Origin of the sequence: Pseudarthrobacter chlorophenolicus (assembly GCF_000962805.1) — a bacterium.
GTDB lineage: Bacteria > Actinomycetota > Actinomycetes > Actinomycetales > Micrococcaceae > Arthrobacter > Arthrobacter chlorophenolicus_A.
The window spans coordinates 122,228-148,712 of sequence record NZ_JZTW01000005.1; the positions used below are offsets into that span (position 1 = coordinate 122,228).

A 26,485-nucleotide genomic window follows, 5' to 3' on the forward strand; every position below is an offset into this window, starting at 1 on the left:
TGTCGGTAATCCTTGAAGGCGTCCGGCGGTGCAATGCCGCCAATGAACAATGGAGTTTCAATGACCACACCTTCCCAGGTGGATACACTCACCGGTCCCAGCACACGGAGGGAGGAGCGCAAGGTCCTTGCGGGCACTCTCGTCGGTACCACCATCGAGTGGTACGACTTCTTCATCTTTGCGCAGCTGACGGCAACGCTCCTTTCCCCGCTGTTCCTGGCCCCGCTGAACGAGTCCAATCCCGGGCTGGCGCAGATCCTCTCCTTCGCGCTGATCGGCATCAGCTTCCTCTTCCGCCCGCTCGGCGCTGTCATCGCCGGCCACCTCGGTGACCGGATGGGCCGGAAGGCGATGCTGGTGTTCACCCTGGTCATGATGGGTGCGGCAACGGCGCTCATCGGCATGCTTCCCACCTACGCCCAGATCGGCGCCTGGGCTCCGGTCCTGCTGATCCTGCTGCGTGTCATCCAGGGCTTCTCCGCGGGCGGCGAATGGGGCGGCGCGGCCCTCATGGCCGTCGAGCATGCACCCTTGAACAAGCGTGGCCTGTTCGGCGCCTACCCGCAGATCGGCGTTCCTGTCGGCATGATCCTGGCCACCGGCCTGCTCTTCTTCCTCAACAGCAGCATGTCCAAGGAAGACTTCGCTGCCTGGGGCTGGCGCGTCCCGTTCCTGCTGTCGATTGTCCTCATTGTGGTGGGGTACCTGATCCGCCGCGCTGTGGCCGAGAGCCCCGTGTTCCAGGAGATGGCGCTGCGGAAGAAGGAAAGCAAGGCGCCGCTGGGCGAACTCATCCGCAACCACAAGCTCCCGGTCCTGTACTCCACCCTGATCTTCATCGGGAACAATGCCGCCGGGTACCTGCTGATCGCGTTCTTCATCTCCTACGCCACCAGGACGCTCAAGATGCCCACCCCGCAGATCCTGCTGGCCACCACCCTGGCATCATTCGGCTGGCTCATCTTCACGTTGGTGGGCGGCTGGCTTTCCGACAAGATTGGCCGGGTCAAGACCTTCCTGGCAGGCTACGCCATCGTGTTCGCCTGGATGCTGCCCATGTTCGCCCTGATCGACACCAAGAACATCTGGCTCTACGGGGTTGCACTGTTCGTCCTCACCATCGGGCTTGGACTCTCCTACGGGCCCATGTCCGCCATGTACGCCGAAATGTTCCCGGCCAACGTCCGGTACTCCGGCATCTCGATCGGCTACGCGTTCGGCGCCATCCTGGGCGGCGCGTTTGCGGCCACTATCGCCGAAACACTGCTGCAGAGCACCAAGTGGGCCGGGTCCATTGGCATCTACATCATGGTGCTGTGCGTCATCTCCGCCATCGGGGTAGTGCTGGCCAAGGAGACGAAGGGACGCCCGCTGGGCGTCAGCGCCCACCACTGACCAGCAATCCCGAACCACGCCCGGCTTGGCAGCCCTGACGGCGTGGATCCAGGAAACGACCGCGACGGCGGGCCGGACAATGCGTCCGGCCCGCCGCTGCTATTGGCTGAGGTACTCGATGGCGGTGTCATCTGACAGCTGTTCGAAGTGCCGGTAGAAACTGCCCACGGCCCGGAACTTGCCCGGCAGGTGCAGGCAGATGACGGCGTCGCAGACGCGTTCCACTGACGCCTCGGCTTCGATCGAACCCACTGGAGCTGCGGCCACCACCACGGCAGCGCCGCCCTCGCGGACCGCTTCCACGGCTGCCCGCATGGTGGCGCCGGTGGCCAGGCCGTCATCCACCAGCAGCACGGTCTTTCCGGCCAGGTCCATGGACGTTCCGGGATAAAGGTCCACCCGGCGGTGCAGCTCGGCACGCTCGCGCTCTTCCACCTCGTCCAGCCATTCGCGACGCACGCCGTGTTCCAGCACCCGGTCCACCAGCGGTTTGTTCACCAGCCTGACGGTCCGGCCGCGTGCCCACGCCAGTGCTCCGTACGCGGTCTCCTCATGGCCCGGAATGCCCAGCTTCCGGACCAGGACTGTCCCCAGCGGAAGGTAGAGCGCCTTGGCCACGGCCGCAGCCACCGGAATCCCGCCGCGGGCCAGGCCCAGGACCACAGTGCCGGGCCGCTCCCGGAATTGGGTCAGCGCGGCAGCGAGGCGCTCACCTGCCTCGGTTCGGTCTTCGAATCGCGTACCCATCTGCCCCTCCAGGCTCTTCCGGCCCTGTGATTCCAGCCTACCGCCGGCACCCGCCGGGATCTTCAGGTTCCGGTGGCAATCAGGGTGCCTGGAACCTCAGACCGCGAGGAAGGCGATGGCCGCCTGTTTGAAGGCCCTGCTGGTGACGGCATTGGTGTGGTTCCGGCCAGGCAGGACCAGCTGCTCGGCCATGCCTCCGGTGCTGTTGGCCAGCTCGGCGAGTTTAGGGAGGCTGCCGATCCGTTCGTCCTGGTCGCCGGCTACCAGGAGCATCGGCACATGGGGGACGGCTTCGGCGGGATCGTAGGGCTCGGCCTTGATGGCCTCCACGAGAGTGAGCAACGCAAAGATGTTATTGGTGGGCAGCAGCAGCGCCATCTTCAGCAGCTGCGCGGTGGACCCATCGGCAATCGGCGTACCGTCGGCCAGGTAGTCCTGGGCGGCCGTCAGGTCGAACTCGGCCAGCGGATCGGAGATGTTGGGTCCGCCGAGCACCAGGCGGTGGACGATCTCGGGCTGCGTGGAAGCGAATTCCCACGCCAGCCGCGATCCCAGCGAGTAACCCACGACGTCGAGTCCGCTGGAAGGATCGCCCTCCTGCAGGGGCCGGACACCGGCGTCGAACGCTGTCTGCAGCAGATCGGCGCGGATGCGGCTGGGGGAGTACGAATCGCGGTCCTCCGGCGCGCCGCTGCGGCCGTGGCCTGGCAGGTCCACCGTGATCACGCGGCGGCCGGCCTCCAGGAGTGCGCCCACCCAGCCGGTGTCCTCCCAGTTGAGTTTCCCCGAGGAGGAGAAGCCGTGCAGCAGGAGGACAGGCCGCAACCCGGCATCGTCAGCGGGGTCATGCACCGCCACGAACAGTTGGGGGTCCGTGCCCTCCACGGTGTGCGCATGCTGTTGGCCGGTGTGCCTGCCGCTCATGGTGTCAGTCCTCATCAACTCGAACACGGTGGCGGAGGTCCGCACGGATCGTGCGGGGCCGCCGAAGTACAAGCCACTCTACCGGCCGGGCTGCAGGATACTTCAAGTCATTCGGACTGGCGGCGGCGGCCCTGGATCCGGGCACCTGCGGCGCAGGCCAAGGCAATTCCCGCGATCAGCGCAAAGGTGCTGAACAGCTGCACCCGGCTTTCCCCGGCGCTGAAGCCCACCGCAAAGATCAGCCCCAGCAGGACGAGCCCGAGGACCGTCAATGCGGGGAACCCCTTCATCCTCAGCGGAAGCGGAGCGCCGTCCCGGGCGGCCCGGCGCCGGAGGATCAGCTGGGACACCAGCGCGCTGCCCCACACCACCAGGCAGGTTGAACCCACCAGCTGGAAGAGCGCGGGAAGGACTTTGTCCGGGAAGAGCAGTTCCAGGACGGTGGCCACAAAACCGAACGCCACGGACACGGCCACGGCGAGCATCGGCACGCTGGCCCCGCTGAGGCGCGTCAGGAACTTCGGCGCCTCGCCCCGCTCCGCGAGCGAGTAGGCCATCCGGGAGGCGCCGTAAAGATTGGCATTGAGTGCGGACAGGAGCGCGACGACGGCAACCAGGGTGATCGCCGTTGCCGCACCGGGGATCCGGGCGGCGTCCAGGACCCCGGCGAAGGGCGACGCCAGGCTTTCGGAGGTGGCCGGAAGGACCGCGGCAATGACGAAAACGGAGCCGATGTAGAAGACGAGGATGCGCCAGACTACCGTGCGGATGGCCCTGCCCACGCTGCGCTCGGGGTCCTGGGTTTCGGCAGCAGCCACCGAAACGATCTCCGTGCCGCCGAACGCGAAGATCACCACGAACAGTGCGGCGGCCACCCCGCCGAGACCCTGCGGGGCGAAGTCTGAGGTGATGTTGGACATTCCCGGCGACGCGACGTCCGGGAGGACGCCCAGGAGGAGGGCGGCACCTACTGCCAGGAAGAGCACGATGGCGGCCACCTTCAGGATGGCGAACCAGAACTCGAACTCACCGAAGTTCCGTACGCCGGCAAGGTTGATCGCGGTGAATGCGACCATGAAGGCAAGTGCCAGCGCCCAGACGGGAATGACGGGCCAGACGGAGTACAGGAGCCCGGCAGCGCCAAGCGCCTCGGCGGCGATGACCACCACCAGCTGCAGCCACCACAGCCAGCCAATGGTGGCGCCGGCGGTGCGCCCCAGCGCGCGTTCGGCGTACACGGAAAAGGCGCCGCTGTTGGGATTCGCGGCGGCCATCTCGCCCAGTGCCCACATCACCAGGACGATCAGCGTGCCCGCTACGAGATAGGACAGCAGGACGGCGGGTCCGGCAGCCTGCACTCCGGCTCCGGAGCCGAGGAACAGCCCGGCGCCGATGGCGCTGCCCAGGCCCATCATGGTCAGCTGGCGGGGTTTCATAGTGTGGCCCAGGTGGCGTTCCGGGCGTACGGATGCGGACTTCGTCGTCATGGTGCGGTTGAACCTTCTTGGGGTTTGGCGTGATGTTCCTCGTGGGACCTCTTGAATTTACTCTCTTCGCCGGGAGCGCGCCCACCGGGCCGGTCCGGCGGGCGTCCGGCCGCGCCGGCAGAAACATTTCCCATCAGGCCCCGCGTGGCCGTAGAATTAGTTTGAGTCAAGTTGACTATAACTAGCGCGGGAGCCCTGGCGGGCACCCTGCAGCCGTGAATCGAAAGGCGGTGTGGCCATGTTCTCCAGTTCGGCAAATGTCTCCGAGCGCCGGGCCGCACCGCCGTCGCTGGCAATCTCCACAGTCATCTTTGCGCTCCGTCCGAGTGCGACCTCCGGCCGGCCCACCCTGTGGCTGCCGCTGGTAAGGCGCATCCGTGAGCCCTTTAAAGGCCTGTGGGCGCTTCCCGGCGGCCCGCTGTCCCACGACGAATCCCTCCAGGACGCCGCGTCACGCAACCTCCGGGACACCACCGGTCTGGCACCCAGCTACCTGGAACAGCTGTACGCCTTCGGCGGGCTGCACCGCTCACCCTCCCAGCGCGTGGTGTCCATCGTGTACTGGGCCCTGGTCCAGCCCACGGAAGCAGCGCTGGCGGACGAATCGGAGAACGTCCGGTGGTTCCGGGCGGACCGGCTGGGCGACCTCGCATTCGACCACAACGCGATCGTGGACTATGCCCTCTGGCGGCTGCGCAACAAGCTGGCCTACGGCTCGGTGGCCTACCACCTGCTCGGCGAGTACTTCACCCTGGCCCAGGTCCGCGAGGTCTATGAGGCAGTCCTGGACCGCCAGCTGGACCCGGCCAACTTCCGCCGCCAACTCAAGGCAACACCCGAAATCGAAGAAACCGGCGAATACCTCCAGGGCGGCAAGCACCGCCCGCCACGCCTCTACCGCTATACCGGCCGCCCCGGCCTCGACCCAGACAACAGGAGCACACCATGAGCAGCGTCAACACAGCCATCCAGCTGATCACGCGCGAGCAGGCTGAAAACGGTGCCGCCCGCGGCAGCACCTGCAGCCCTGCCCTTGCCAAGGGGCCGTGGGACTACGATCTCGCCGAGGCCCTCGCCGGCATCCCCGCCTACGGTCCCGGTGCCTCCAGCGCGGACGTTGCCCCGGCGGCAACCCCCCGGCAGGGCCAGTTGCCGGACGAGTACAAGCGCGCCACCGACGCGGAGCTGGCCCGGCGCATCACCGCTGCCAAAGCCACACTGGGCGACCGCGCGGTCATCCTGGGCCACTTCTACCAGCGGGATGAAGTCATCCAGTACGCGGACTTCGTGGGGGATTCCTTCCAGCTTGCCAACGCCGCCCTCACCAAGCCCGAAGCCGAGGCCATCATCTTCTGCGGCGTCCATTTCATGGCCGAGACTGCGGACATCCTCTCCACACCGGAACAGGCCGTGATCCTGCCCAACCTGGCCGCCGGCTGCTCCATGGCGGACATGGCCGACGCCGACTCCGTCGCCGAGTGCTGGGAGCAGTTGGAGGAGATCTTCGGAACCGAACCCGACGCCGAAGGCCGGCTTCCGGTCATCCCCGTCACCTACATGAACTCCTCCGCAGCCCTCAAGGCCTTCTGCGGCGAGCACGGCGGCATCGTCTGCACGTCTTCGAACGCGAAGACTGTCCTGGAATGGGCCTTCGAACGCGGCCAGCGGGTGCTCTTCTTCCCGGACCAGCACCTAGGGCGCAACACCGCCAAGGCGCTGGGTGTTCCGCTCGAGCAGATGCCCATGTGGAACCCGCGCAAGGAGCTGGGCGGCAACGCAGAACAGCAACTGCTGGACTCCAGGGTCATCCTGTGGCACGGCTTCTGCTCGGTGCACAAGCGTTTCAGCGTGGCACAGATCGAGCAGGCCCGGGCAGAACACCCGGGTGTCCAGGTCATCGTGCACCCCGAATGCCCCATGGAAGTGGTTGACGCTGCCGACTCCGCAGGTTCCACCGACTTCATCAAGAAGGCCATTGCCGCCGCCACCGAGCCCACCACGTTCGCCATCGGCACGGAAATCAATATGGTCAACCGGCTCGCCGCAGAATACCCCCAGCACACCATTTTCTGCCTGGACCCGGTGATCTGCCCCTGCTCCACCATGTACCGGATCCACCCCGGCTACCTGGCCTGGGTCCTGGAGGAGCTGGTGGCCGGCCGGGTGGTCAACCGCATCACTGTTGACGACGCCGTCCAGGCCAACGCCCGCACTGCCCTTGAGCGCATGCTCGCCGCGAGGCCCTGATGAGCCGCCGGCTTGTCATCGTCGGCAGCGGCATCGCCGGGCTGTACGCCGCCCTGCTGGCTTCGGATGCCGGTGCGGACGTGGTGCTGCTGACCAAGGGCGGCCTGGAGCGCAGCAACACCTGGTACGCCCAGGGCGGGATTTCGGCGGTACTGCCGGAACCGGCTCCGGGCGACACTGTGGCCGCCCACATCGCAGACACCCTGCGCGCCGGTGCGGGGCACTGCAACGAGGCCGCCGTCCGGCTGATGTGCACCGAGGCCGGCAGCGACATCGCGGCGCTGCGGCAGTTCGGGGTCCGGTTTGATTCAGGGCCCGACGGCGGCCCGGCACTCGGACTCGAGGCGGCACACAGTGCGCCCCGCATCCTGCACGCCGGCGGCGACGCCACGGGTGCCCGTACTGCCGGCGCGCTGATCAGCGCTGTCCTGGCCCGGGCAGCCCGGGGCACGCTCACCGTCCATACCCATGCCCACACCACCGCCCTGAAGGAGCACAGCGGGCGGGTGACCGGCGTCGACTACCTGCAGGACGGGACGCTCCGGTCCTTTGCTGCAGACGCCGTCCTGCTGGCCACCGGGGGAGCAGGCCAGCTGTTCGGCCAAACCACCAACCCCGCCGTGGCCACCGGCGACGGCCTGGCTCTCGCCGTCCGTGCCGGCGCCGCCCCCGCAGATCTTGAGTTCTTCCAGTTCCACCCCACCTGCCTGGTGGCCTCCGCCGCACCCCGGCCCGACCGGTTGGACGGGCCATTGCTCATCTCCGAAGCGGTCCGGGGCGAAGGCGCCGTCCTGGTGGACGCCGGCGGCCGCCGCTTCATGAAGGCCTACCACCCGGACGCCGAACTGGCACCCCGTGACGTCGTCTCACGCAGCATTGCCCTGCACCTGGCCAAGCTCGGAAACCCCGGCGGGCATGTCTACCTTGACGCCAGGCCCATCGAGCAGGCCCGCGGTGCAGGCTTCCTGAGCCGGCGTTTCCCCACCCTCACCCGGAAAACCCTTAACGCCGGTATCGACTGGGCCCGGGAACTGGTCCCCGTTGCCCCGGCTGCACACTACTGGATGGGCGGCATCGCCACCGACCTCCACGCCCGCACCAGCATCCCCGGGCTCTACGCCGCCGGGGAGGTTGCGTGCACCGGCGTCCAAGGGGCAAACCGGCTGGCCAGCAACTCCCTCCTTGAGGGACTCGTCTTCGGCCGCCGCGCTGTTGAAGACTTCTTCTCCGGTGACGGGGGCAGGGATGCGTTTCGCGTCAGCGGTGCTCCGCGTGCTGCTCCCCACGATCTCCCTAGCCTCGCAAGCTCGGCCAGGGAACCGGGATCGTGTGGGCCCACGGCCGCGGGCGGCCTCCGCTTGACGCACGCTCCCGCACCACTGCCGCGAAACGCAAGTGCGCACGTCGCCGTCCCTGCTGCTTTAGGAGGCGCACCGGGCGAACTGGACGTGCCGCAGGGGAGTTGGCAGTCCAGCATTGGTGGGAGAGAAGGCGCCGCGGAACCCTTTTCCCGCGAGGCTCTTCGGTCGTTGATGACTTCCAAGGCCGGTGTGCTGCGCTCCGGGGCGTTGCTCTGTGAGGCGGCCGAAATGCTCGACCGGTGGGCCGCCGTCGTGCTCCCGGATGCCGTGCCTGGCTCCGCGGACCCTGCCGTGCATGAAGACCGCAACCTTCTCCTGGCCGCGCAGCTGCTGGTGTCCGCCGCACTGGCGCGGCGCGATTCACTGGGCGCCCACTACCGCAGCGACGAAACTGTCGAGACCATTCCACTCCGGCCGAAAGCGAGCCTCTCCCATGACTGAACCCACCGTGCTTGAGCACGTCCGCACCAACGCCGGTCCCACCCTGCCGCCGGCACCTGTCCGCGACATCCTCGAGCGTGCCTTCGCAGAGGACGCGCCGGCCGGTGACATCACCTCCCAGGTGCTCATCCCGGCCCAGGCCCGCGCAACAGCCGTGCTGAACGCCCGGGTCCCCGGCGTCTTCAGTGGTGCCACGGTCTTCCGCGACGCCATGCAGCTGGTGGATCCGGCCACTGACGTGGACCTGCTGGTGCAGGACGGGCAGGCGTTCGACGCCGGCACCCACCTGGCGCGCGTCAGCGGATCGGCGCGCTCGGTGCTGCTCGCCGAACGGGTGGCGCTGAACCTGGTCCAGCGGATGTCCGCCATCGCCACCAGGACCGCGGAGTTCGTCCGGCGCGCCGAAGGGACGCAGGCCCGCATCACCGACACCCGCAAGACCACGCCCGGGCTGCGGATCCTTGAGCGGTTCGCCGTGCGCTGCGGCGGCGGAGCCAACCACCGCTACAGCCTTTCCGACGCTGTGCTCGCCAAGGACAACCACCTGGCGGTCATGACCGGCGGGGACCCCGCCAAACTCACCGGGCTCCTCCTGGCGGCAAAGGCCCAGCTTGGCCACACCACGCACTTCGAAGTGGAGGTGGACCGGATGGACCAGATCGAACCCGTCCTCGCCGCCGGGGTAGACACCATCATGCTGGACAACTTCAGCCTCGAGGAACTGCGCGCAGGGGTTGCCCTGGTGGCCGGACGGGCCCGCGTGGAAGCCAGCGGCAACGTAAACCTTGGCACCGTTGCCGCGATCGCCGCCACCGGCGTGGATGTCATCTCCATCGGCGCCCTCACCCACAGCGTCGCCGCCCTGGACCTCGGCCTGGACGTGGAACTGACCGTCGGGTGAAGCCATGATTTTCCTTGACGCAGCCGCCACCACACCCGTCCGCCGCGAGGTACTGGAGGCCATGTGGCCCTATCTGACCGGTGACTTCGGCAACCCCTCCAGCCACCACAGCCTGGGGGAGTCAGCCGCCGCTGCGCTCGCAGGTGCCAGGGCCTCCGTGGCCGCGGTCCTGGGCTGCAGGCCCGGCGAGCTGGTCTTCACCTCGGGCGGCACGGAGGCGGACAACCTTGCCGTCAAGGGCATCGCCTTGGCCCGGCAGGCTGCGGACCCCGCCATGAACCGCGTGGTGATCAGCGCCGTCGAACACCCTGCAGTGGAGGAATCTGCCAGGTACCTCGAACGCTTCCATGGCTTCTCCGTTGACGTGGTTCCCGTGGACGCAACAGGACAGGTGACGCCGGAAGCGCTGCGGCCGCTGCTTCGGCCGGAAACGGCGTTGGTCAGCATCATGTACGCCAACAACGAGGTGGGCACGGTGCAGCCGATCCCGGCCCTCGCGGAACTGGCCCGCGGGCAGGGTATCCCCTTCCATACGGACGCCGTCCAGGCCGCCGGCTGGCTGCCGCTGGACACCGCAGGCCTGGGCGTGGACGCCCTCAGCATCTCCGGCCATAAGCTCGGTGCCCCCAAGGGCAGCGGCGTGCTCTACGTCAGGGGCCGGGTGCGCCTGGAGCCGGTGCTCCACGGCGGCGGCCAGGAACGCGGACGCCGGTCCGGCACCGAAAACGTCGCAGGGGCCGTGGGCCTCGCCACCGCACTGTCCTTGGCGCAGGCCGCGCAACGTGAACAGGCCGGGCGGGTCTCGCGGCTGAGGGACGCGTTTATTGACGCCGTGCTTACCGGGGTGCCGGAGGCCATCCTCACCGGGCACCCCACGGACCGGCTGCCTTCTGTGGCGTCCTTCTGCTTTCCCGGCACCAGTGGCGAATCGGTGCTGCTGGAACTCGAACGCCAGGATGTGGTGTGTTCCAGCGGTTCCGCATGTGCGGCAGGTTCGGACGAACCCTCTGCCGTGCTGACGGCGCTTGGCATACCCCGCGAAGTGGCGCAGACGGCCGTCCGCTTCAGCTTCGACGCGACGGTGACCGGTGAAGACCTGGATACCGCTGCCACAGCTGTCAGCTCGGCCGTGGCCGGGGTAAGGTCACTCGGCAGCAACTGATCCGGTGGACCCGCTAGCGGTGCCGCGCCCGGCGGAAAATCCAGTGGCGGAGCAGCGTGAACCGGACCGCCGTGGCCAGGAACCCGGACAGGGTGGTGGTCAACAGTTCGTCCGCCACAGTGGCCTCCGGATTGATCCAGTGCAGCATGCCCAGGCTGCCTCCCGTGATCAGCAACGCCACGGCAATCACCACCAGCCCGTTCAGGTGGTCGGTGGCCCGGCGCTGCGTCCCGGAAATCTTGAATGTCAGCCGCCGGTTCAACGCGGTGTTCAGCAGGGAAGTCAGCACCAGGGCAACGGCGTTTGCCGGTTGCGGCCCGATCCACGGCCGGAGCAGGGCGTAAAGCGCCAGGGATGCGGCCGTACAGATGATGCCCACACCCGTGAAGCGGAGGAGTTGCCGGACCACCGGGAACCGCAGGATCCCGCGGTGGCGCAGGGCGGCCGGACTGCGCCACCGCGCGGGCTGCTGCTCCTGGACGGCTGCCGGCGCGCTGGTGGAATCCATCAGTCCACCCTCCCATACCGGGAGCACCGTCGCGGTTCAGTCCGCGGGCGCGGCGTTGTGATTGGTGCCGCAGGGCAGGCTGTGCCCGCGCTCCCGGAGCGTCAGTAGAGCTCGCCGGCCGGTATTTCGACGGCCAGCCGGTTGGACGGGCCGGGCAGCGGGCACGCCCATGCGTCGTTGTACGCACACGAGGGGTTGTATGCAAAGTTGAAGTCAAGGACGAACGTGGCATCGGGGCCGGAACCCTGCACACCGTGGAAAGCGCCCTTGATGGTGTCCAGCAGGTACCGGCCGGCCCCGTACGTGCCGCCCGGCCGCCCCGCCGTGGCGTCACGGAACGGCACGAAGATGCCGCCGCCGTAGCCTTTGAGCTTCCACACGGCCAACTGCCCCATCTCGGGAAGGTCGAAGGTGCCCAGCCGGACAAAGCCGACCACGCCGTCCGTACCCGTTTCCACGCTCATCTCCCGGCCGGCGCCCTCCTTGGTGAGGGGAACATGGAAGCGGTAGATGGGATCATAGTCAGCGGTTTTCAGGCCGGAGAACTGCGCCTTGTCCGCGGGCGTCAGTGCCGAGGCCGGATGCGTGGCAAACATCAGGTCGCGCTGGTGGCGCCAGTACGAATGCGCCTCGGCCGGGTTATCGGCTGCGATCCGGCGCACATTGTCGTAGAGGTTGAAGGTCCGCAGCCTCCAGTCCGCGATGTCGACGGCAGACATTTCCGCCAGGTTCTCCTCGTCCATGCCCTGCTGCCCGTACGCCATCTCCCCAGCCTAGCCGTACGGAACGCACGGAAGGCGCAGCGCACGACGACGGCACCTCCGGCGGTTCCATGGGTGCGGTGCGGTGCGGCGCGATGTGGTGCAGTGCGATGTTGGTGCAGTTGCCTGCGGGGCGCGCACGGTCCATTCCCGGCGTCGGGAAACGCCACGCGCCTGGACGGCCGGGCAGTGCGGCGCGGATAGGCTGGCTGCATGGAAGCCAGGGAAACAGCAGCAGGACCGTCGCGGCGACCGCACAGGGCGGGGTCCCTGGTGGCCCTGACGGTGGCTGGCCTGCTGCTTGCCGGGTGCAGCGGCCCGCAGCCTGGTGGAGCCGGAGCGGGCTGGACCGCGCAGGCGGAGCCCTCGGGCGATGCGGCAGGCACACCACCATCGGGTGGCGTGCCGGGTCCTTCCGGTGAGGCCGGTGCCTCCGGCAGTGCTTCAGCCGAACCCCGGCCCGCGGCCACTGCCGCAGTGTGGAAGACTTTTGCCGATCCTGCCAGGACGGTCAGCTTTGACCTTCCCCAGGACTGGATCGCCCAATCAGTGCAGCCCGAGGACGGCACCCTCCCGGGTGCGCTGAAGATCGAGGTGAAGAAGCCCGACGGGACCTTCATGGCCGCGTTGCGGACCGGCCTGCCGCCGTCGTCCGCTGGATGCCCTGAAGGTTCGCTGAAGCCCTATACGGTGCTCAGCAGCGTTCCCGCGTCGCCGGACGCGGCCGCGGGGACCGGCGAAGGCACCATCCCGCCCCGGGTGGTCTTCCGGGTGATCCAGGGCTACCGCTACTTCGGCTCCTACGGGATCACCAACGTGGTGGGTGGAGCCGGCAACCAGGCCTGCGAGCTGCGCAACACCGTCCGTGGTCCGGCAGGCAAGGGCGACTGGTCCTTCGGTGACCTGGTGGCACTGAAGGCGTTCGCGCCCGATGAGGAGGTGGCTCCCGCCAAGGCCTTCGACACCCTTGGCGCGGCCGCCGCGTACGCCGGGGAAAGCCCGGACTTTGCCAATGTCCAGCGGATGCTAATGTCTCTGGAGATCAAAAACTAGTCCCGTCGCCGGCCCCCACAGGGCGCCCAGGCACGGCACTGCTTTCCAACGCCGACACCCCCGGAGATTCATGGAACGCTCTGTTTCCGCACGCCTGGCCTTCCGCACCGCGGCGAACACCAAGGTGGCCATGGCCATTGCCGCCGCCAGGAACAACGGGTACTCGTCCTTCGAGGAATCACTCTCGGTGCTGGCCGGCGGTGAGGAAGTCCCGCTGACGGAAATCTCGGACCACCACGGCGGCCGGTTCCACTACATGGAGTTCGACGAACCCACCGATGTCACTGTCGAGTACTCAGCCACGGTGGCCGGCCGCGCCGAACCGGAGGGCGCAACGCTGGCGGAACAGATCCGCTACGTCCGGCCCAGCCGGTATGCCGAGTCCGACCGTCTGCTCCCCACCGCCTACGCGGAATTCGGGGGACTGCACGGGGAAGAACTTGTCCAAGCCGTCAGGAACTGGGTCTACGGCGAACTCCGGTACATCAGTGGTTCCTCGCGTGGCACCGACGGCGCGGTGGAAACGCTGCTGCACCGGCGCGGGGTATGCCGGGATTTCGCACACCTCGCCATCGCGCTGCTGCGGTCCAAGGATGTCCCCGCACGGCTTGCCGCGGTCTACGCGCCGGGGCTGGCCCCCATGGATTTCCATGCCGTGGCTGAGGCCTACATCAACGGGGCGTGGCGCATCATCGACCCCACGGGGCTGGCCCCGCGGGAGTCGATGCTGCGCATCACTGCCGGCCGTGACTCCTCCGACACGGCGTTCCTGTCCACGGTGGGCGGAAGCCTGACGCTCAACCAGCTCCGGGTCACCGCAGTGGTCAACGGCACGCTGCCGGCAGAGGACCCTGCCACGCTGGTGGCGTTGGGCTGACCTGTCCCTGGCCGGTTCGTCGCGGCCGGTCCAGGCCAGTCCCGGTTCAGGTACCGCCAGGGCGCTCCTACCGCGGCAGCTGTCAGAGCGAGTTGCGGAGCTTGTCCGTGAGCCGGCGCAGCTCCTTCTGCTCGTCGGGGGTCAGCGCCGGCGCCACCAGGGCGGAGATGTCGCGGACGTGCTCGCGGCCGATCTCCTTCTGGAGCTCCCGGCCTTCGTCAGTGAGCTTGAGCAGCACACCCCTGCCGTCCTCCGGGGCGGGCATCCGTGCCACCAGGCCGCGCTTTTCCAGCCGCTCCACCAGGCGGCTCAGGCTGGACTGGCTGAGCAGGACGTTGTCGTTGAGCTCGTTAAGCCGGAGCCAGCCCGACGGGCAGCGTGACAGGGTAAACAGGACGTCGTACTCATTCACTGCCAGCTTCCGGAACGCCGGGCCGGACTGGAGCCTGCGCATCACTGCAACCTGCGCCCGGAACAGTGCCTCCCAGGTTTCCGCCGCGAGCCGGACGGGGGAAGCGGATTGGCTGGTTGCCATTACGCCTCCGCCGTGGCCTTCTCGGCGTCCTGGGCTGCCAGGTGCGCCGCGACGCGGGATGCGTGGGTGGGTGCGTCCGGCACGTGGGCAGGCTTCCGGTCTGCGTACTCCTTGCGGAGGACGGGCAGGACTTCCTCGCCAAACAGGTCCAGCTGTTCCAGGACTGTCTTGAGCGGAAGGCCGGCGTGGTCGATCAGGAACAGCTGGCGCTGGTAGTCGCCAAAGTGCTCGCGGAAGCTCAGGGTCTTCTCGATGACTTCCTGCGGGCTGCCCACGGTAAGGGGCGTCTGCGAGGTGAAGTCCTCCAGGGAGGGTCCGTGGCCGTACACAGGGGCGTTGTCGAAGTAGGGACGGAATTCCTTCACGGCGTCCTGGGAGTTCTTCCGCATGAAGAACTGGCCGCCCAGGCCAACGATTGCCTGGTCTGCGGTGCCGTGGCCGTAGTGCTCGTACCGCTCGCGGTAGAGCCCGATCAGCTGCTGGTAGTGCTCCTTGGGCCAGAAGATGTTGTTGGCGAAGAACCCGTCACCGAAGTAGGCCGCCACCTCGGCGATCTGGGGTGTTCGGATGGAGCCGTGCCACACAAAGGGGGCAACGCCGTCGAGCGGGCGCGGGGTGGAGGTGAAGTTCTGCAGCGGAGTGCGGAACTTACCGGACCAGTTGACGGTGTCCTCGTCCCAGAGCTTGCGGAGCAGGCTGTAGTTCTCGATGGCCAGTTCCACGCCGTCCTGGATGTTCTTCCCGAACCACGGGTATACCGGGGCGGTGTTGCCGCGGCCCAGCACCAGGTCCACGCGCCCATCGGACAGGTGCTGGAGCATGGCGAAGTCCTCGGCGATTTTCACGGGATCGTTAGTAGTGATCAGTGTGGTTGCCGTGGAGAGGGTGATCCGCTCGGTCTGCGCGGCGATGTAGGCGAGCGTTGTGGTGGGGGAAGATGAGAAGAAGGGCCGGTTGTGGTGCTCGCCCAGGGCGTAGACATCCATGCCGATCTCTTCGACCTTCCTGGCGATGGCAACCGAGGCCTTGATGCGCTCGTTCTCGGTGGGGGTGCGGCCCGTGGTGGGGTCCGTGGTGATGTCGCTGACGCTGAAAACACCGAACTGCATGATGTGCCCTTCCGTTTCCTGGACTTGCTGGCTTGGTCCCAGTGTAGTCCAAATTAGATGCATTTGCATCTATCGACGGATACAACGCATCCACGAAGAATTTATTCCGCATTTGTCAGTCGGGGCTGCCGGGTGCGGCGCGGCGTCCGCTGACCCTCGGCACATCGCCGGTGGTCCAGTCGCGGAACTCGGCATCGACGTCGGCCACCGGCCCAAATTCCGGTTGTGCCTGCAGGTCCCGGAGGAGCGCCTTCCGTTCCCGCCGGCCCTCCACGAGCCGGTACAGGACGGGAACCAGGACCAGGGTCAGGGCCGTAGACGAGACCAGGCCGCCGATCACCACCACGGCCAACGGCTGGGAAATGAAGCCGCCACCGCCGGTGAGTCCCATAGCCATCGGAGTCAGCGCGAAAACTGTCGCCAGTGCCGTCATCAGGATGGGCCGGAGGCGCTGACGGGCACCGTGGGTGATCGCATCCGCAACGTTCATTCCCGGCGAGGTTGTCCCGCCAGGGCCGGTTCGTGGCTGCCGGTACTGGTTGATGAGGTCGATCAGCACAATGGCGTTGGTGACCACGATGCCCACCAGCATCAGCATGCCGATCAGCGACGGCAGCCCCAGGGGAACGCCGGTGACCAGCAGCAGCGCAACGGCACCAGTGGCAGCAAACGGCACTGACACCAGCAGGATCAGCGGCTGGATCAGCGACTTGAAGGTGGCCACCATGATGACGTACACGATGGCGATCGCAGCCAGCAACGCCAGCCCCAACTGCCGGAAGGACTCTGCCTGCTGCGTCGTGGCACCGCCAATCTCAGCGGTCACACCCGGGGGCAGCTCTACGCTAGCCAGGCGTCCCTGGACCTCGGTGCTGACGGCACCCAGGTTGGATCCTGACGGCGTCACGGACACCTTTGCGGTGCGCTGGCCGTTGCTCGCCGTGATGGACACCGGAATATCCACCTGTTCCACGGACGCTATGCTGCCCAGGGTGACGGGCTTTCCGGCGGCCGGCAGCGGAATGTTCCGGACGGCGTCGATGCTGGTGAACCTGGTTCCCTGGCCGATCCTGACCGGGAAGTCGTTGGTGTCGATGCGGACAGTACCGGCCGGGACCGGGCTGATAGTGGCCGCAAGGACTCCCGCCACCTGCTCCTCATTCAGGCCCGCCGCCACTGCCTTGGCCCGGTCCACCTTGACCTGGACCACCGGCTGGCTAGCGGCGAGGTTGGTTTCCACCTCGCTGGTGCCGGGCACGCCCGTCATGGCCTTCACCATTGCGTCGCTGGCTGCCTGCAGGTCCTGCGTACTGGCAGCCTTGAGGGTGATGTCCACGGTGGAGGAAGTGCCGAAGCCGCCCTGCTGGGTCCCCACGGACACCTTGCCGGAGTCCGGAACTTTGGCCAGCTCAGTGCGGACCGTTTCCTGCAGCCGGTCCTGGTCCGCCTTTTCGTCCGTTACCACCGTGAAGGTTGAATTCGACGAGCCGGAGGACACCAGGGCGGCGAACCCGGCCTGCGCATTGCCGGAGGTGACCTGGACGTCCTTGATCCCGTCGATTCCGCGCAGCACCTCCTCGAGCCGGACAGCAGCGGCGCTGGTGTCCGCCAGGCTGGTGCCCGCCGGAAGAACCTGGCGAACTGTCAGGCTGTTCTGGCCGGAGTTGCCCAGCAGGTTTGTGGCCAGCAGCGGCGTCATCGCCCCGGTGGCGCCCAGCACGAGGACAGCGGCCACCAGGGTCAGCACGGGGTGTTTCTGTGTCTTGGTGAGGATGGGGAGGTAGCCGCGCTGGAGCCGGCCGCGCTGTTCCTTCTCCTGCGCCGCGGCCCGGGCAGCGGCGGCATCGACGCGCGCGCCGGCACCGGCCGGCGCGGGGCTCTTGAGGAACCAGTAAGCCAGCACCGGCACGATGGTCAGGGACACCAGCAGGGATGCCAGCAGTGCGATGGTGACCGTCAGTGCGAAGGGCCTGAACAGCTCGCCGGCCAGTTCGCCCACGAACGCGATGGGCAGGAAGACGGCCACCGTGGTGAGGGTGGACGCGGTAATGGCCCCTGCCACTTCACGGATGGCGGTGAGGATGGCGGTGACCTTGTCCTCGCCGTAGGTGAGGTGCCGCTTGATGTTTTCGATCACCACGATGGAGTCGTCCACCACACGGCCGATGGCGATGGTGAGGGCGCCGAGGGTGAGGATGTTCAGGGAGTAGCCGGTAGCCGAGAGCCCGATGAACGTGATGAGCAGGGACAGCGGGATGGATACCGCCGTCACCAGCGTGGAACGGGCCGACATCAGGAAAACCAGGATGACCGCCACGGCGAAACCCAGCCCCAGGAGGCCCTCGGTGGTGAGGTCCTTGATGGACTTCTCGATGAAGGGGGCCTGGTCGAAAACCGGCGTGAAGCGGGCATTGGAACCAAGCTCTGCTGACAGCTCGTCCAGGCTGTCCCGCACTGCATGCGAGATGGCAACCGTGTCGCCTTCGGGCTTTTTGGTGACTGACACCGCGAGGGTTTCGGCTCCGTTGGTCCGGGTAATGGACGTGCGTTCGTCGTCCTTAATGGAGACCTCGGCTATGGACCCGATGGTGGCCCCGTCCTTGGCGCCGGACACTGGAAGGGCTTTGACAGCGTCGAGCGAATCCACCGGACTGCCGATCTGCAGCGAGAGCGTCTTGCCCTGCTCTTCCAGCGTGCCGGCAGGGACCAGGGCTCCGTTGTTGGAGAGCGTGTCGCGGAGGGAAGCGATGGTGGCGCCGGAGGCAGCCATCGCCTCGGGGCGCGGAAGGATCTCGATGTGCTGGGTGGCGCCGCCGGTGACATCGGCGCCGCGGACGCCGTCGATCTTCTGCAGCCGGGGAACGCTCAGCCGCTGGAGGTCGGTGTTGAGTTCGCTGAGCGGCTTGTCCGAGGACACCGCCAGGAAGACGATGGGGAAATCGCTGATGCTCCCGGCGATGGCCTGCGGCTGGACGTCGGCCGGCAGGGTGCGCTTGGCGTTGGAGATGGCGCGGTCGATCTGGTTCCGTGCCCGGTCCAGGTTGGAACCGTAGGTGAACACCATGGTGATCTGCGAAACGCCGTTTCGGGACGTGGAGGAGGTGGACTCCAGCCCCTCCACGCCGTTCAGGGCCGTTTCGAGCGGGCCGCTGACCTGCTTGTCCACCACCTCCGGTGAGGCCCCCGGCATGGAGGTCAGCACGGTGATCTGCGGGAACTCAATGGACGGGATGAGTTCCTGCTTCAGCGACGACATGGTGATCACGCCGAAGACTGAAGCAAAGATGGTGATCAGCGCGATCAGCGCCCGGTTCGCCAGTGATAGGTGTGCCAGCCGGAACATCGATGGTCTCCTGGAAGGGTTGGTGACTGGATCCGGTAAGCCAGCCACTGGCCCCGGCAGGGTCAGTTGCTGGCGGAAACACTCTCCAGCTGAAGGGACTTGGCAGTTGCCAGCTCAAGCTCGGCGGCGAGCTCGGGATTCTCATCCAGCTTCACCCCGTAACCGGGCATCATGTCCTTCAGCTTGCCCTGCCAGCCCTTGAAGTTCTTGGGGAACGTCTTCTGCAGCAGTTCGATCATGATGGGAACAGCGGTGGAGGCTCCGGGTGAGGCTCCCAGCAGCGCGCCGATGGAACCGTCGCGGCCGGCAATCACTTCAGTACCGAACTGAAGGATGCCGCCCTTCTGCGGATCCTTCTTGATGATCTGTACACGCTGGCCGGCAGTGATGAGTTCCCAGTCGCCGTCCTTGGCTTCGGGGTAGTACTCACGGAGCGCTTCAACCTTGTCGCCGTGGCGCTTGGCCACTTCCTTGATGAGGTAGGCGGTGAGGTCCATGTTGTCCTTGGCTACGGCCAGCATCGGAATGATGTTGCCGGGCCGGATGGACAACGGCAGGTCCAGGTAGGAACCGTTCTTGAGGAAGTTGGTGGAGAACCCGGCGTAGGGTCCAAACAGCAGGGACCGCTTGCCGTTGACGTAACGGGTGTCCAGGTGGGGGACGGACATCGGTGGGGCGCCCACCGATGCCTGGCCGTAGACTTTGGCGCTGTGCTGGGCGGCGATGGTTTCGTCCGTGCAGCGGAAGAACTGACCGGAGACGGGGAACCCGCCGTAGCCCTTGCTTTCCGGGATGCCCGAGGCCTGGAGCAGGTGAAGGGCACCGCCGCCGGCGCCGACGAAGACGAACTTGGCGTGGATCCTGCCGTGCTCACCGGACCTGGGGTGCTTCAGCGTCAGGTCCCAGCCGCCGTCGGACGCCTTGCTGATCCCGGTGACATCGTGCCCGTAATTGATCTCGACGCCGTTGTTCCCGAGATAGGTGGTCAGCTCGCGGGTGAGTGCCCCGAAGTCGACGTCGGTGCCCTCGGCGGCGCGGGTGGCGGCGACCTTCTGCTGGGCGTTGCGGCCCTTGACGATCAGCGGCGCCCACTTGGCGATCTGGCCGTGGTCCTCGGAGTACTCCATGCTCCTGAACAGGGTGTGCTGCTTGAGGGCCTCGTAGCGGGTCTTCAGGAACTTGGTGTGGTCATCGCCGATGACGAAGCTCATGTGCGGGACGGTATTGATGAAGCCCTTGGGCGATCCGATCAGGTTCCGGTCCACGAGGTGGGACCAGAACTGCCGGGAGAGCTGGAACTGTTCGTTGATGAGCAGTGCCTTGGCAGGGTTGACCGAGCCGTCTTTGGCTGCGGGGGAGTAGTTGAGCTCGCAGAGGGCCGCGTGGCCGGTCCCGGCGTTGTTCCAGGGGTCTGAGCTTTCGAGGCCGGGCTGGTCCAGCCGCTCGAACAGGGAGATGGTCCAGTTCGGTTCCAGCTGCTTGAGGAATGCCCCCAGCGTTGCGCTCATGATGCCGCCGCCAATCAGGACGACGTCGGCATGTTGGGTCTTGGAAATGAAGGTCACGATCAGTCTCCGATTGCAGCGGCTCTGGCTGTCACAGAATATCCCCGCCCTGCCGACATACTGAAATTGGCCCGGGCCGTCAAGGCTTTAATTGCACCTTCGTGAAAACTTCATTTAAGACCGGTGACGCGGGGTAGCTGACCACCCTGTCGGACAAAGCCAACGCGGAGATGGGGAAAGCGATGGGAACTGCCGGGACGGTGGCGGCAATCTGGGCGTTGATGGTGTGATAGAGCTCATCACGGTCCTCACCCTCGGGCAGGCCCCGCGCGCGGTTGATCTTGGAGAACACCTGCGGGTCCTGGTAGCCGAACTCGCCGTTCTTCTCGCCGAACAGCGGCCCCACGAAGTTGTCTGCGTCCGAGTAGGAACCGTTCCAGCCCAACAGGTGCAGGGCGTGGTCGCCGGGGGACTGGACCTTCTGGAGGTAGCCGTCCGCCCAGTCCACGGGGACCGGGCGCACATTGATGCCGACGGCGGTGAGCTGCCGGCTGATCTCGGCGTACACCTTCTCGGGAGTCGGCAGGTACGGGCGGGTGACGTTGAGCGGATAGTAGAACTTCAGTTCCTCGCCGGCATAGCCCCCGTCCTTCAGGTATTCCTTGGCCTTCGCCGGATCGTGGCCAAGCTCGGGGGCGTCCTTGTTGAAGCCGCTGATCTTGGGCGGGACGAACTGGGTTGCCTTGGTGGTGTTGTCGATGAAGAACCTGCGGATCAGGGTCTCTTTGTCGATGGCCATCTCGATGGCCTGCCGGACCTTCTGGTTTTGGAGGACCGGGATGTCCTGGTTGATGCCCACATACATGACCGAGAACGGGTCGCGCTGGACGATTTGCTTGCCGCGCTTCACCAGCTGGTCGAAGTTGCCCACGGTGACGGCGTCGTAACCGTCGATCCGGCCGTCGAGCAACGCCTGCAGCCGCGTTTGCGGGTGGTCGTAGGCCAGGAAGTTGATGGTGGCAATCTGGCCCCGGTCGCCCCAGTACCCCTTGTTGCTCAGCAGGGTGACGCTCTGGTCATCCCAGGACCCGAAGCTGAAGGGGCCCGTTCCCACCGGGGCGGTGGCGAAGGCGGAAACAGGCCGCCCGGCCCGGGTCTGGTCCAGGACGTCGGCTTTTCCGGCCGCCAGGGCTGCCGGAGAAGCCATGGCGAAAGCGGGCAGTGTCAGGGCCTGCAGGAATGCCGTAAACCGCTGCGTGAGGTCGATCCGGACGGTGCCCGGGTCCACCGCCGTGCAGCTCTTGAAGATGGAGAGCGAGGCTTCGTCGGAGTGCGCTTTGAAGACGCCCTTGAACGAGCTGCCGGGGGCCTGCCGCCGAAGCTCGGCAGGGAAGGCGAACCAGCGGTTGAAGTTAACGCAGACTGCGTCGGCATTAAAGGGGGTACCGTCCTGGAAGGTGACACCGTCGCGCAGCTTAAAGGTGTAGCTGCGGCCCTCGTTGGATTCGGTCCATTCGGTGGCGAGCAGGGGGGTGGGCTTTCCGGTGGTCTGGTCGACTCCCACCAGGCCTTCGAGGACCTGGCGGGTGATGCGCTGTGATTCGACGTCGCTGGAGAGCGCAGGGTCCAGGCCGAGGGGCTGGGCTGCTGTGCCGAAGTTGAATGTCGCCGCCGGTTCTGCGCCGGCCGTGGAGCTGGGGGAATCCGACGACGGCGAGGGGGAAGGTGCGTTGGTGCACGACGTCACACCCCAGGCCAGGAGTGCGGCGCCGGCCGTGAGGACGGTTCGCCGCGATGTACTTCTGGTCACCCGTTTATCACCCCTGGATTGTGGATCTCCGCCGCCTGCGGACCGGGTCCAGTCTAGCCGCCGCCATCGGGCCTGCGCGGGCGGTGACCGCCGTCGGGCGGGTACAGGACCAACGCGCTGAAGCCGGGCCCGCTCACAGCGGGCCCAGCTTCAACGATTTGGGCCGGAAATCCGGCGTTGCCTACTTGGGCATCAGCACCGAGTCGATCAGGTAAACGGTGGCGTTCTTGGTCTTGACGCCGCCGCAGATCACGTTGGCATCGTCAACCTTAAGGTTGTCGCCGCTGCCCGTTACAGTCACGGAACCGCCCTGGACCGTTCCATGCGTGCCGGCGATCTTGTCGGGCGTGATCTGGCCGGGCACCACGTGGTAGGTCAGGATCTTGCTCAAGAGCGCGTCGTCGGTCTTCAGCGTTTCGATGGTCGCGGGGTCGATCTTGGCGAAGGCGTCGTCAACCGGAGCGAAGACCGTAAATTCACCGCCGTTGAGTGTGTCCACCAGGTCAACCTTCGGATTCAGCTTTCCCGAGACCGCAGCGGTGAGGGTGGTCAGGATGGGGTTGTTCGAGGCCGCAACGGCCACGGGATCAAGGGCCATGCCCTGGACCGATCCGGCGCCCGTGGGTACCTTTTCGGCGTAACCGGCGCAGCCCGGGCCCACCAGGTTTGCAGCCGGGTCCATGGCGCCGGCGGAGGCGCTGGCGGAGGAGCTTGCCGACGGTGACGGGGCCATGCTGGAGGCTGACGGCGCCGCTGAGGGAGCGGACGAGGATCCGGAAGTGCTTCCGGAGCCGCCACACGCGGTCAGGCTAAGCAGCGCGGCAGCTGCAACGCCTGCGACCGTAAAAGTTGTGCGCTTGATTGTCTGCATTGCGTTCTCCTTGATTGTTGTGGGCCGGCCGCCGACTGGATGTCTGCGGTAGTGGTACTGATCCGGCTGGTGGGCACCTGCCCTGTGGCCGGCGTCTCACAGTGCATTCGGGCGGCAGGGCCATCCGGATGGGCGGTTCCGAAAAGTTTTTCCGGGGTCCACCTGCTGAAACACAAAAATCCCCCGGCCGAAGCCAGGGGATTCCCGTATTTATTGAGTGCGCAAGGGGGGACTTGAACCCCCACGCCCGAAGGCACAGGAACCTAAATCCTGCGTGTCTGCCAATTTCACCACTCGCGCCAAGCACCCTGCGCTGCGTCAAAAAACGCACGACGGCGGATACCAGCTTCCATTGTAGCGGTGCGCAAGTGCAGCGCCCGGCAGCCCGGGACGTTAGGCGTCGAGCTTCAGGTCCCGCCGCAGCTTGGCAACGTGGCCGGTGGCCCGGACGTTGTATTGGGCCAGAGCCACCTTGCCGTCGGGGTCCACCACGATGGTGGAGCGGATGAGCCCCTGGTAGGTCTTGCCGTAGTTCTTCTTTTCACCCCACGCACCGTAGGCCTCGGCCACGGCGTGGTCCTCATCCGAAAGCAAGGGAAAGGTCAGTTCCTCCGCGGCAGCGAATTTGGCGAGCTTCGCCACCGGGTCCGGGGAGATCCCCACCACGTCGTATCCGGCGGACTGAAGGGACGCCAGGCTGTCCCGGAAATCGCAGGCTTCCTTGGTGCAGCCCGGCGTAGCGGCTGCCGGATAGAAGTACACCACTGTGTTGCGCCCGGAGCCGGGGGAGAGGGAAACATCCTTGCCTGATGCATCCTTGAGCGTGAATCCGGGCGCGTCGTCGCCGGTAACGAGTCTTTCGGCCATTGTTTTTCTCCTTGTTGCGGGCGGGACACAACAGCCTAATAAGCAGGGGAAGCCAGCGCTAATCAGCATTTGGCTATACTTGCTGCTATGCCTGATATGGATCACTGGCCCACCGGGCGCCTATTGTCCACTGCCGCGCGCCTCGTCGAACACTCGTGGAACGAAAAACTCGGCGCCATCGGCCTCACTCACGCCGGCGTTATCGCCATTGAGGTCCTTGCGGCGCAGGGTCCCATGACCCAGGCGCAGCTGGCCCAATACGTGCGTGTCCAGGCGCAAACCATGGGCAAGACCCTCAGCCGGCTCGAGACGCACGGCCACATTGCCCGCGTCCGCAGCACGTCGGACCGCCGCAGCCACGTGGTCTCCCTCACCGAGAGGGGCAAGGAAGCGGTGGCTGAGGCTGTCGAGATGGAGCGTTCGGTGCTGGCGTCCTCGTCCATCGACCCCGAACTCCTGCGGCAGGAGCTCAAGTCCGTGGTCCGGGAACTTGCCAGCCAGTTCGCCACCACCCCGGGCAACGCTGCCGCCCTGGTGGACAACCCTTCCAGCTGAACGCGCCACCGCACGCACTCATTACACACATAATGTGGCCCGGACTTCCGGGCCACGTTTTTTGTGCCCGCAGGGCTGCCTCCTCCCGTGGAAGAAGTCCCATTGGAGTTGGCCGGCGGTGCGGGCTGCCGGGCGAGGAAGCCAGGCCAAAAACAAAACAGCCCCTGGCTTGCGTTACCGCGAGCCAGGGGCTGTTTTCCCAGTGGTGCACCCCCCGGGACTTGAACCCGGAACCCATTGATTAAGAGTCAATTGCTCTGCCAATTGAGCTAGAGGTGCATCTTATTTGCTTCAATCTTTCGGGCTTTTTCTTTCCCGTTGATCTCCGCAACGACATGAAACTCTACACGAACTTTTGGTGCATGTGAAATCGGGCCGCCCGGCAGTTCCATGTGGATGGTCTTCGACGCCGGGAACCGCGGAATCTCAAGGATTTCAGGTCGGTTCGGGCGGCGCCAAGACGGAGGAAAGTGGCCCCCTGCGTGCACTCCGGCCACCCGCCCCCGCTGTGAGTTGGGACACAGGGGGGCGCGGGTGGAATCCCGGGAGATCAATTGCCACCTGCCGGCCTTGCCGGCCCCGCCTCAGAGACGCCTGCGGCGGGGAGCCCGGAAGCCCGCGGCTTCGGCGTGGGCGGCGGATTCAAACCAGACCTCGGCCCGTGTCCCGTCGTAGTCCGGGTGGCCTTCTTCGTAATAGACCATTGAGCCGGCGTCGCCCTTGACCGTGTAGTCCGCAGGTCCGCTGCCATCCGCACCGGCCCCTGCGGACCCCGCCCCGTACGGTTCCTCGGCCGCAAGGTGGCCCTGCGGCTCCGGAGCACCCTGCGCCGAAGCGGCCGTGGGTGCCTGCACATGGTCTGCGCCGTTCTCGGCCAGTGCCGATGACTGGGTGCGGTCCGCGGTTTCTGCGGCGGCCAAGTCGGAAGCGGTGGGCTCCGCAGCGGCGGAGTCGGATGCGTCGAGTGGGCTGCTGCCCACACCGCGGTCCGGCGTGCCGGGCGCAGCGGCTGCGCCCCTATCAGCGGGGACGTCGCCGCCCTGGGCCTGGCCGTGAGGGTAGCTCCCGTCCGCGCCGGCCCGGGCGGCAGCCGCCTGATCGTCGTCGTCCTCTTCCACGGCCGCCGTCTCGGCGCCGGGAAGGGTGGGTGAATGGGGCTCCGTGTATTCCGGGTGGTGAACCGGCTGGGCGGCCGGCGCCTGGGCCTGTTCCGCAGCCGGTGAGGCCTCGTGTGCTGGCTCCGGGGTGCCGGATCCTCCGGCCTCAGACCACTGCGTCTCCCATTCTGCCTGGTCCTGGCGGGTCCGCTCGTCCTGGGGGCTTTCGGTGCGCGGGTCCGACGTGGAAGCCCGCTCCGCGGCGGCTTCCACCGGCGACGGCCCGGTGCCCTCCGTTACTGCTTCGTCAGGGGTTGTGGAAGCCTCTTGGCCGCCTCCTGCCGGGTCAACAGAAGCCGTGTGGGCGGCGGCTGGCCGGGCCGTGGTTTCTGCCGGCGCTGCTGCCGAATCAGCTGGCTCGTCAGCGGCCGATGGTGCCGCAGGCTCGGCGGGACGTCCGAAACCGGCAGCGGAGGCAATCCCGGCCGTTCCCGCTGCTGCGGCCGATGCCGCGGCGCTGCCGCCTGACAGGGCCCCGTCCGTTCGACGGTCTGCCGGGGAACCCGGGGGCCGTGTTTCGGCGGGCCGGGTGTTCCCGGCAGGGCCTGCGGCGCCGGAGCTCTTGGTGCGGCCGCTGCGGCTGACCAGCCACCACACAACGCCGATGACGATGACTGCTACCACGATCCACATGACGATATCCATGGCAATCCCTTCAATTTGGCTTACAACGCGTTCTGCCCCGACGCTACGTCGGGTCACCATGGCTGTCTAGGTTTGCCGGCTGTGGCGGGCGGGAGAATGCCTTGGCTGGCCAGGGCCGCAGCGAGGGCCGTTAGAGTTGCCGTGCTGCGCCATGGGAGGCGTACGCGGTGGGGCGTGGCCGGCGATCCGGTTTTAACCGTTCTCCTTCTGCCCGTTTGGCACCA

The 26,485-nt window shown here is 66.8% G+C and carries 22 protein-coding genes and 2 tRNA genes; 9 read left to right on the forward strand and 15 right to left on the reverse strand.

Annotated elements, in window-relative coordinates:
* The first annotated feature begins 60 nt into the window (after positions 1–60).
* The gene (locus tag UC32_RS07375) at positions 61–1,395 is read left to right on the forward strand and encodes an MFS transporter (protein WP_045730591.1); all 1,335 of its coding nucleotides are present in this window, start codon (positions 61–63) and stop codon (positions 1,393–1,395) included.
* Positions 1,396–1,494: 99 nt separating this feature from the next.
* Here UC32_RS07375 and UC32_RS07380 read toward each other — a convergent pair whose 3' ends face one another.
* The 3 genes from UC32_RS07380 to UC32_RS07390 form a co-directional block, all read right to left on the reverse strand.
* The gene (locus UC32_RS07380; RefSeq protein WP_200896340.1) at positions 1,495–2,142 is read right to left on the reverse strand and encodes a phosphoribosyltransferase; all 648 of its coding nucleotides are present in this window, start codon (positions 2,140–2,142) and stop codon (positions 1,495–1,497) included.
* Positions 2,143–2,238: 96 nt separating this feature from the next.
* Complete coding sequence (locus UC32_RS07385; RefSeq protein ID WP_045730667.1) at positions 2,239–3,066, reverse strand: alpha/beta fold hydrolase; 828 nt, start codon at positions 3,064–3,066, stop codon at positions 2,239–2,241.
* A 107-nt stretch (positions 3,067–3,173) separates the two neighbouring features.
* A complete protein-coding gene (locus UC32_RS07390; protein WP_045730593.1) occupies positions 3,174–4,553 on the reverse strand; it encodes an amino acid permease in 1,380 nt (459 codons plus the stop codon).
* 238 nt (positions 4,554–4,791) lie between these two features.
* On the opposite strand from UC32_RS07390, the gene UC32_RS07395 reads away from it, so the two are divergent.
* The 5 genes from UC32_RS07395 to UC32_RS07415 are packed head-to-tail and all read left to right on the forward strand — an operon-like array spanning position 4,792 to position 10,665.
* Entirely contained in the window at positions 4,792–5,502 is a 711-nt protein-coding gene (locus tag UC32_RS07395; RefSeq protein ID WP_045730668.1) for an NUDIX hydrolase, read from the forward strand.
* On the forward strand, positions 5,499–6,800 hold the full coding sequence (gene nadA / locus UC32_RS07400; protein WP_045730594.1) for a quinolinate synthase NadA: 1,302 nt from the start codon (positions 5,499–5,501) through the stop codon (positions 6,798–6,800). Before UC32_RS07395 ends, nadA begins: the two co-directional genes overlap by 4 nt.
* Positions 6,800–8,602, forward strand: a complete 1,803-nt coding sequence (gene nadB / locus UC32_RS07405) for an L-aspartate oxidase (RefSeq protein ID WP_045730595.1) — start codon at positions 6,800–6,802, stop codon at positions 8,600–8,602. The genes nadA and nadB overlap by 1 nt, the downstream gene beginning before the upstream one ends.
* Complete coding sequence (gene nadC / locus UC32_RS07410; protein ID WP_045730596.1) at positions 8,595–9,503, forward strand: carboxylating nicotinate-nucleotide diphosphorylase; 909 nt, start codon at positions 8,595–8,597, stop codon at positions 9,501–9,503. Before nadB ends, nadC begins: the two co-directional genes overlap by 8 nt.
* Before the next feature lie 4 nt (positions 9,504–9,507).
* The gene (locus UC32_RS07415) at positions 9,508–10,665 is read left to right on the forward strand and encodes a cysteine desulfurase family protein (protein WP_045730597.1); all 1,158 of its coding nucleotides are present in this window, start codon (positions 9,508–9,510) and stop codon (positions 10,663–10,665) included.
* 13 nt (positions 10,666–10,678) lie between these two features.
* On the opposite strand, the gene UC32_RS07420 is transcribed toward UC32_RS07415, so the two are convergent.
* Entirely contained in the window at positions 10,679–11,173 is a 495-nt protein-coding gene (locus UC32_RS07420; protein WP_045730598.1) for a GtrA family protein, read from the reverse strand.
* Positions 11,174–11,274: 101 nt separating this feature from the next.
* Entirely contained in the window at positions 11,275–11,937 is a 663-nt protein-coding gene (locus tag UC32_RS07425; protein ID WP_045730599.1) for a DUF1684 domain-containing protein, read from the reverse strand.
* 210 nt (positions 11,938–12,147) lie between these two features.
* Here UC32_RS07425 and UC32_RS07430 point away from each other — a divergent pair, with 210 nt between their 5' ends.
* Together UC32_RS07430 and UC32_RS07435 are read left to right on the forward strand one after the other, a co-directional pair.
* On the forward strand, positions 12,148–12,987 hold the full coding sequence (locus UC32_RS07430; protein ID WP_045730600.1) for a hypothetical protein: 840 nt from the start codon (positions 12,148–12,150) through the stop codon (positions 12,985–12,987).
* A gap of 70 nt (positions 12,988–13,057) precedes the next feature.
* Complete coding sequence (locus tag UC32_RS07435) at positions 13,058–13,864, forward strand: transglutaminase-like domain-containing protein (RefSeq protein ID WP_045730601.1); 807 nt, start codon at positions 13,058–13,060, stop codon at positions 13,862–13,864.
* Between the two features lie 82 nt (positions 13,865–13,946).
* Here the strand turns inward: UC32_RS07435 and UC32_RS07440 are convergent, their stop codons facing one another.
* The 8 genes from UC32_RS07440 to bcp all read right to left on the reverse strand — a co-directional run bounded on the left by UC32_RS07440 (position 13,947) and on the right by bcp (position 23,904).
* A complete protein-coding gene (locus UC32_RS07440) occupies positions 13,947–14,399 on the reverse strand; it encodes a MarR family winged helix-turn-helix transcriptional regulator (RefSeq protein ID WP_045730602.1) in 453 nt (150 codons plus the stop codon).
* Positions 14,399–15,508, reverse strand: a complete 1,110-nt coding sequence (locus UC32_RS07445; protein WP_015937467.1) for an LLM class flavin-dependent oxidoreductase — start codon at positions 15,506–15,508, stop codon at positions 14,399–14,401. Before UC32_RS07445 ends, UC32_RS07440 begins: the two co-directional genes overlap by 1 nt.
* Before the next feature lie 115 nt (positions 15,509–15,623).
* The gene (locus UC32_RS07450; protein WP_045730603.1) at positions 15,624–18,851 is read right to left on the reverse strand and encodes an efflux RND transporter permease subunit; all 3,228 of its coding nucleotides are present in this window, start codon (positions 18,849–18,851) and stop codon (positions 15,624–15,626) included.
* Between the two features lie 62 nt (positions 18,852–18,913).
* The gene (locus UC32_RS07455) at positions 18,914–20,416 is read right to left on the reverse strand and encodes a malate:quinone oxidoreductase (RefSeq protein ID WP_045730604.1); all 1,503 of its coding nucleotides are present in this window, start codon (positions 20,414–20,416) and stop codon (positions 18,914–18,916) included.
* Positions 20,417–20,495: 79 nt separating this feature from the next.
* Entirely contained in the window at positions 20,496–22,166 is a 1,671-nt protein-coding gene (locus UC32_RS07460) for an ABC transporter substrate-binding protein (RefSeq protein ID WP_200896341.1), read from the reverse strand.
* 181 nt (positions 22,167–22,347) lie between these two features.
* Positions 22,348–23,037: a fasciclin domain-containing protein gene (locus UC32_RS07465; protein WP_045730605.1), complete on the reverse strand. Its 690-nt coding sequence runs from the start codon at positions 23,035–23,037 to the stop codon at positions 22,348–22,350.
* A 218-nt stretch (positions 23,038–23,255) separates the two neighbouring features.
* Positions 23,256–23,337 (reverse strand) — tRNA-Leu (locus UC32_RS07470).
* 93 nt (positions 23,338–23,430) lie between these two features.
* A complete protein-coding gene (gene bcp, locus UC32_RS07475; RefSeq protein ID WP_015937462.1) occupies positions 23,431–23,904 on the reverse strand; it encodes a thioredoxin-dependent thiol peroxidase in 474 nt (157 codons plus the stop codon).
* A 96-nt stretch (positions 23,905–24,000) separates the two neighbouring features.
* On the opposite strand from bcp, the gene UC32_RS07480 reads away from it, so the two are divergent.
* Positions 24,001–24,459: a MarR family winged helix-turn-helix transcriptional regulator gene (locus UC32_RS07480; RefSeq protein WP_015937461.1), complete on the forward strand. Its 459-nt coding sequence runs from the start codon at positions 24,001–24,003 to the stop codon at positions 24,457–24,459.
* Positions 24,460–24,662: 203 nt separating this feature from the next.
* Here UC32_RS07480 and UC32_RS07485 read toward each other — a convergent pair.
* Both UC32_RS07485 and UC32_RS07490 read right to left on the reverse strand, forming a co-directional pair.
* Positions 24,663–24,738: transfer RNA gene (locus tag UC32_RS07485), tRNA-Lys, on the reverse strand.
* Between the two features lie 305 nt (positions 24,739–25,043).
* Positions 25,044–26,261 (reverse strand): sunset domain-containing protein, encoded by a 1,218-nt coding sequence (locus UC32_RS07490; RefSeq protein WP_045730606.1) that lies wholly within the window; start codon positions 26,259–26,261, stop codon positions 25,044–25,046.
* Positions 26,262–26,485: the final 224 nt, after the last annotated feature.

Excerpts from the sequence above, each read along its gene's own strand:
- UC32_RS07440 (WP_045730602.1), bottom strand. The coding sequence starts at position 14,399 with ATGGCAACCAGCCAATCCGCTTCCCCCGTCCGGCTCGCGGCGGAAACC.
- nadA (WP_045730594.1), top strand. The coding sequence starts at position 5,499 with ATGAGCAGCGTCAACACAGCCATCCAGCTGATCACGCGCGAGCAGGCT.
- UC32_RS07450 (WP_045730603.1), bottom strand. The coding sequence starts at position 18,851 with ATGTTCCGGCTGGCACACCTATCACTGGCGAACCGGGCGCTGATCGCG.
- UC32_RS07380 (WP_200896340.1), bottom strand. The coding sequence starts at position 2,142 with ATGGGTACGCGATTCGAAGACCGAACCGAGGCAGGTGAGCGCCTCGCT.
- UC32_RS07390 (WP_045730593.1), bottom strand. The coding sequence starts at position 4,553 with ATGACGACGAAGTCCGCATCCGTACGCCCGGAACGCCACCTGGGCCAC.
- nadB (WP_045730595.1), top strand. The coding sequence starts at position 6,800 with ATGAGCCGCCGGCTTGTCATCGTCGGCAGCGGCATCGCCGGGCTGTAC.
- UC32_RS07395 (WP_045730668.1), top strand. The coding sequence starts at position 4,792 with ATGTTCTCCAGTTCGGCAAATGTCTCCGAGCGCCGGGCCGCACCGCCG.
- UC32_RS07375 (WP_045730591.1), top strand. The coding sequence starts at position 61 with ATGACCACACCTTCCCAGGTGGATACACTCACCGGTCCCAGCACACGG.
- UC32_RS07425 (WP_045730599.1), bottom strand. The coding sequence starts at position 11,937 with ATGGCGTACGGGCAGCAGGGCATGGACGAGGAGAACCTGGCGGAAATG.
- UC32_RS07445 (WP_015937467.1), bottom strand. The coding sequence starts at position 15,508 with ATGCAGTTCGGTGTTTTCAGCGTCAGCGACATCACCACGGACCCCACC.
- UC32_RS07490 (WP_045730606.1), bottom strand. The coding sequence starts at position 26,261 with ATGGATATCGTCATGTGGATCGTGGTAGCAGTCATCGTCATCGGCGTT.
- UC32_RS07435 (WP_045730601.1), top strand. The coding sequence starts at position 13,058 with ATGGAACGCTCTGTTTCCGCACGCCTGGCCTTCCGCACCGCGGCGAAC.
- UC32_RS07480 (WP_015937461.1), top strand. The coding sequence starts at position 24,001 with ATGGATCACTGGCCCACCGGGCGCCTATTGTCCACTGCCGCGCGCCTC.
- UC32_RS07415 (WP_045730597.1), top strand. The coding sequence starts at position 9,508 with ATGATTTTCCTTGACGCAGCCGCCACCACACCCGTCCGCCGCGAGGTA.
- UC32_RS07465 (WP_045730605.1), bottom strand. The coding sequence starts at position 23,037 with ATGCAGACAATCAAGCGCACAACTTTTACGGTCGCAGGCGTTGCAGCT.
- UC32_RS07420 (WP_045730598.1), bottom strand. The coding sequence starts at position 11,173 with ATGGATTCCACCAGCGCGCCGGCAGCCGTCCAGGAGCAGCAGCCCGCG.
- bcp (WP_015937462.1), bottom strand. The coding sequence starts at position 23,904 with ATGGCCGAAAGACTCGTTACCGGCGACGACGCGCCCGGATTCACGCTC.
- UC32_RS07430 (WP_045730600.1), top strand. The coding sequence starts at position 12,148 with ATGGAAGCCAGGGAAACAGCAGCAGGACCGTCGCGGCGACCGCACAGG.
- UC32_RS07385 (WP_045730667.1), bottom strand. The coding sequence starts at position 3,066 with ATGAGCGGCAGGCACACCGGCCAACAGCATGCGCACACCGTGGAGGGC.
- nadC (WP_045730596.1), top strand. The coding sequence starts at position 8,595 with ATGACTGAACCCACCGTGCTTGAGCACGTCCGCACCAACGCCGGTCCC.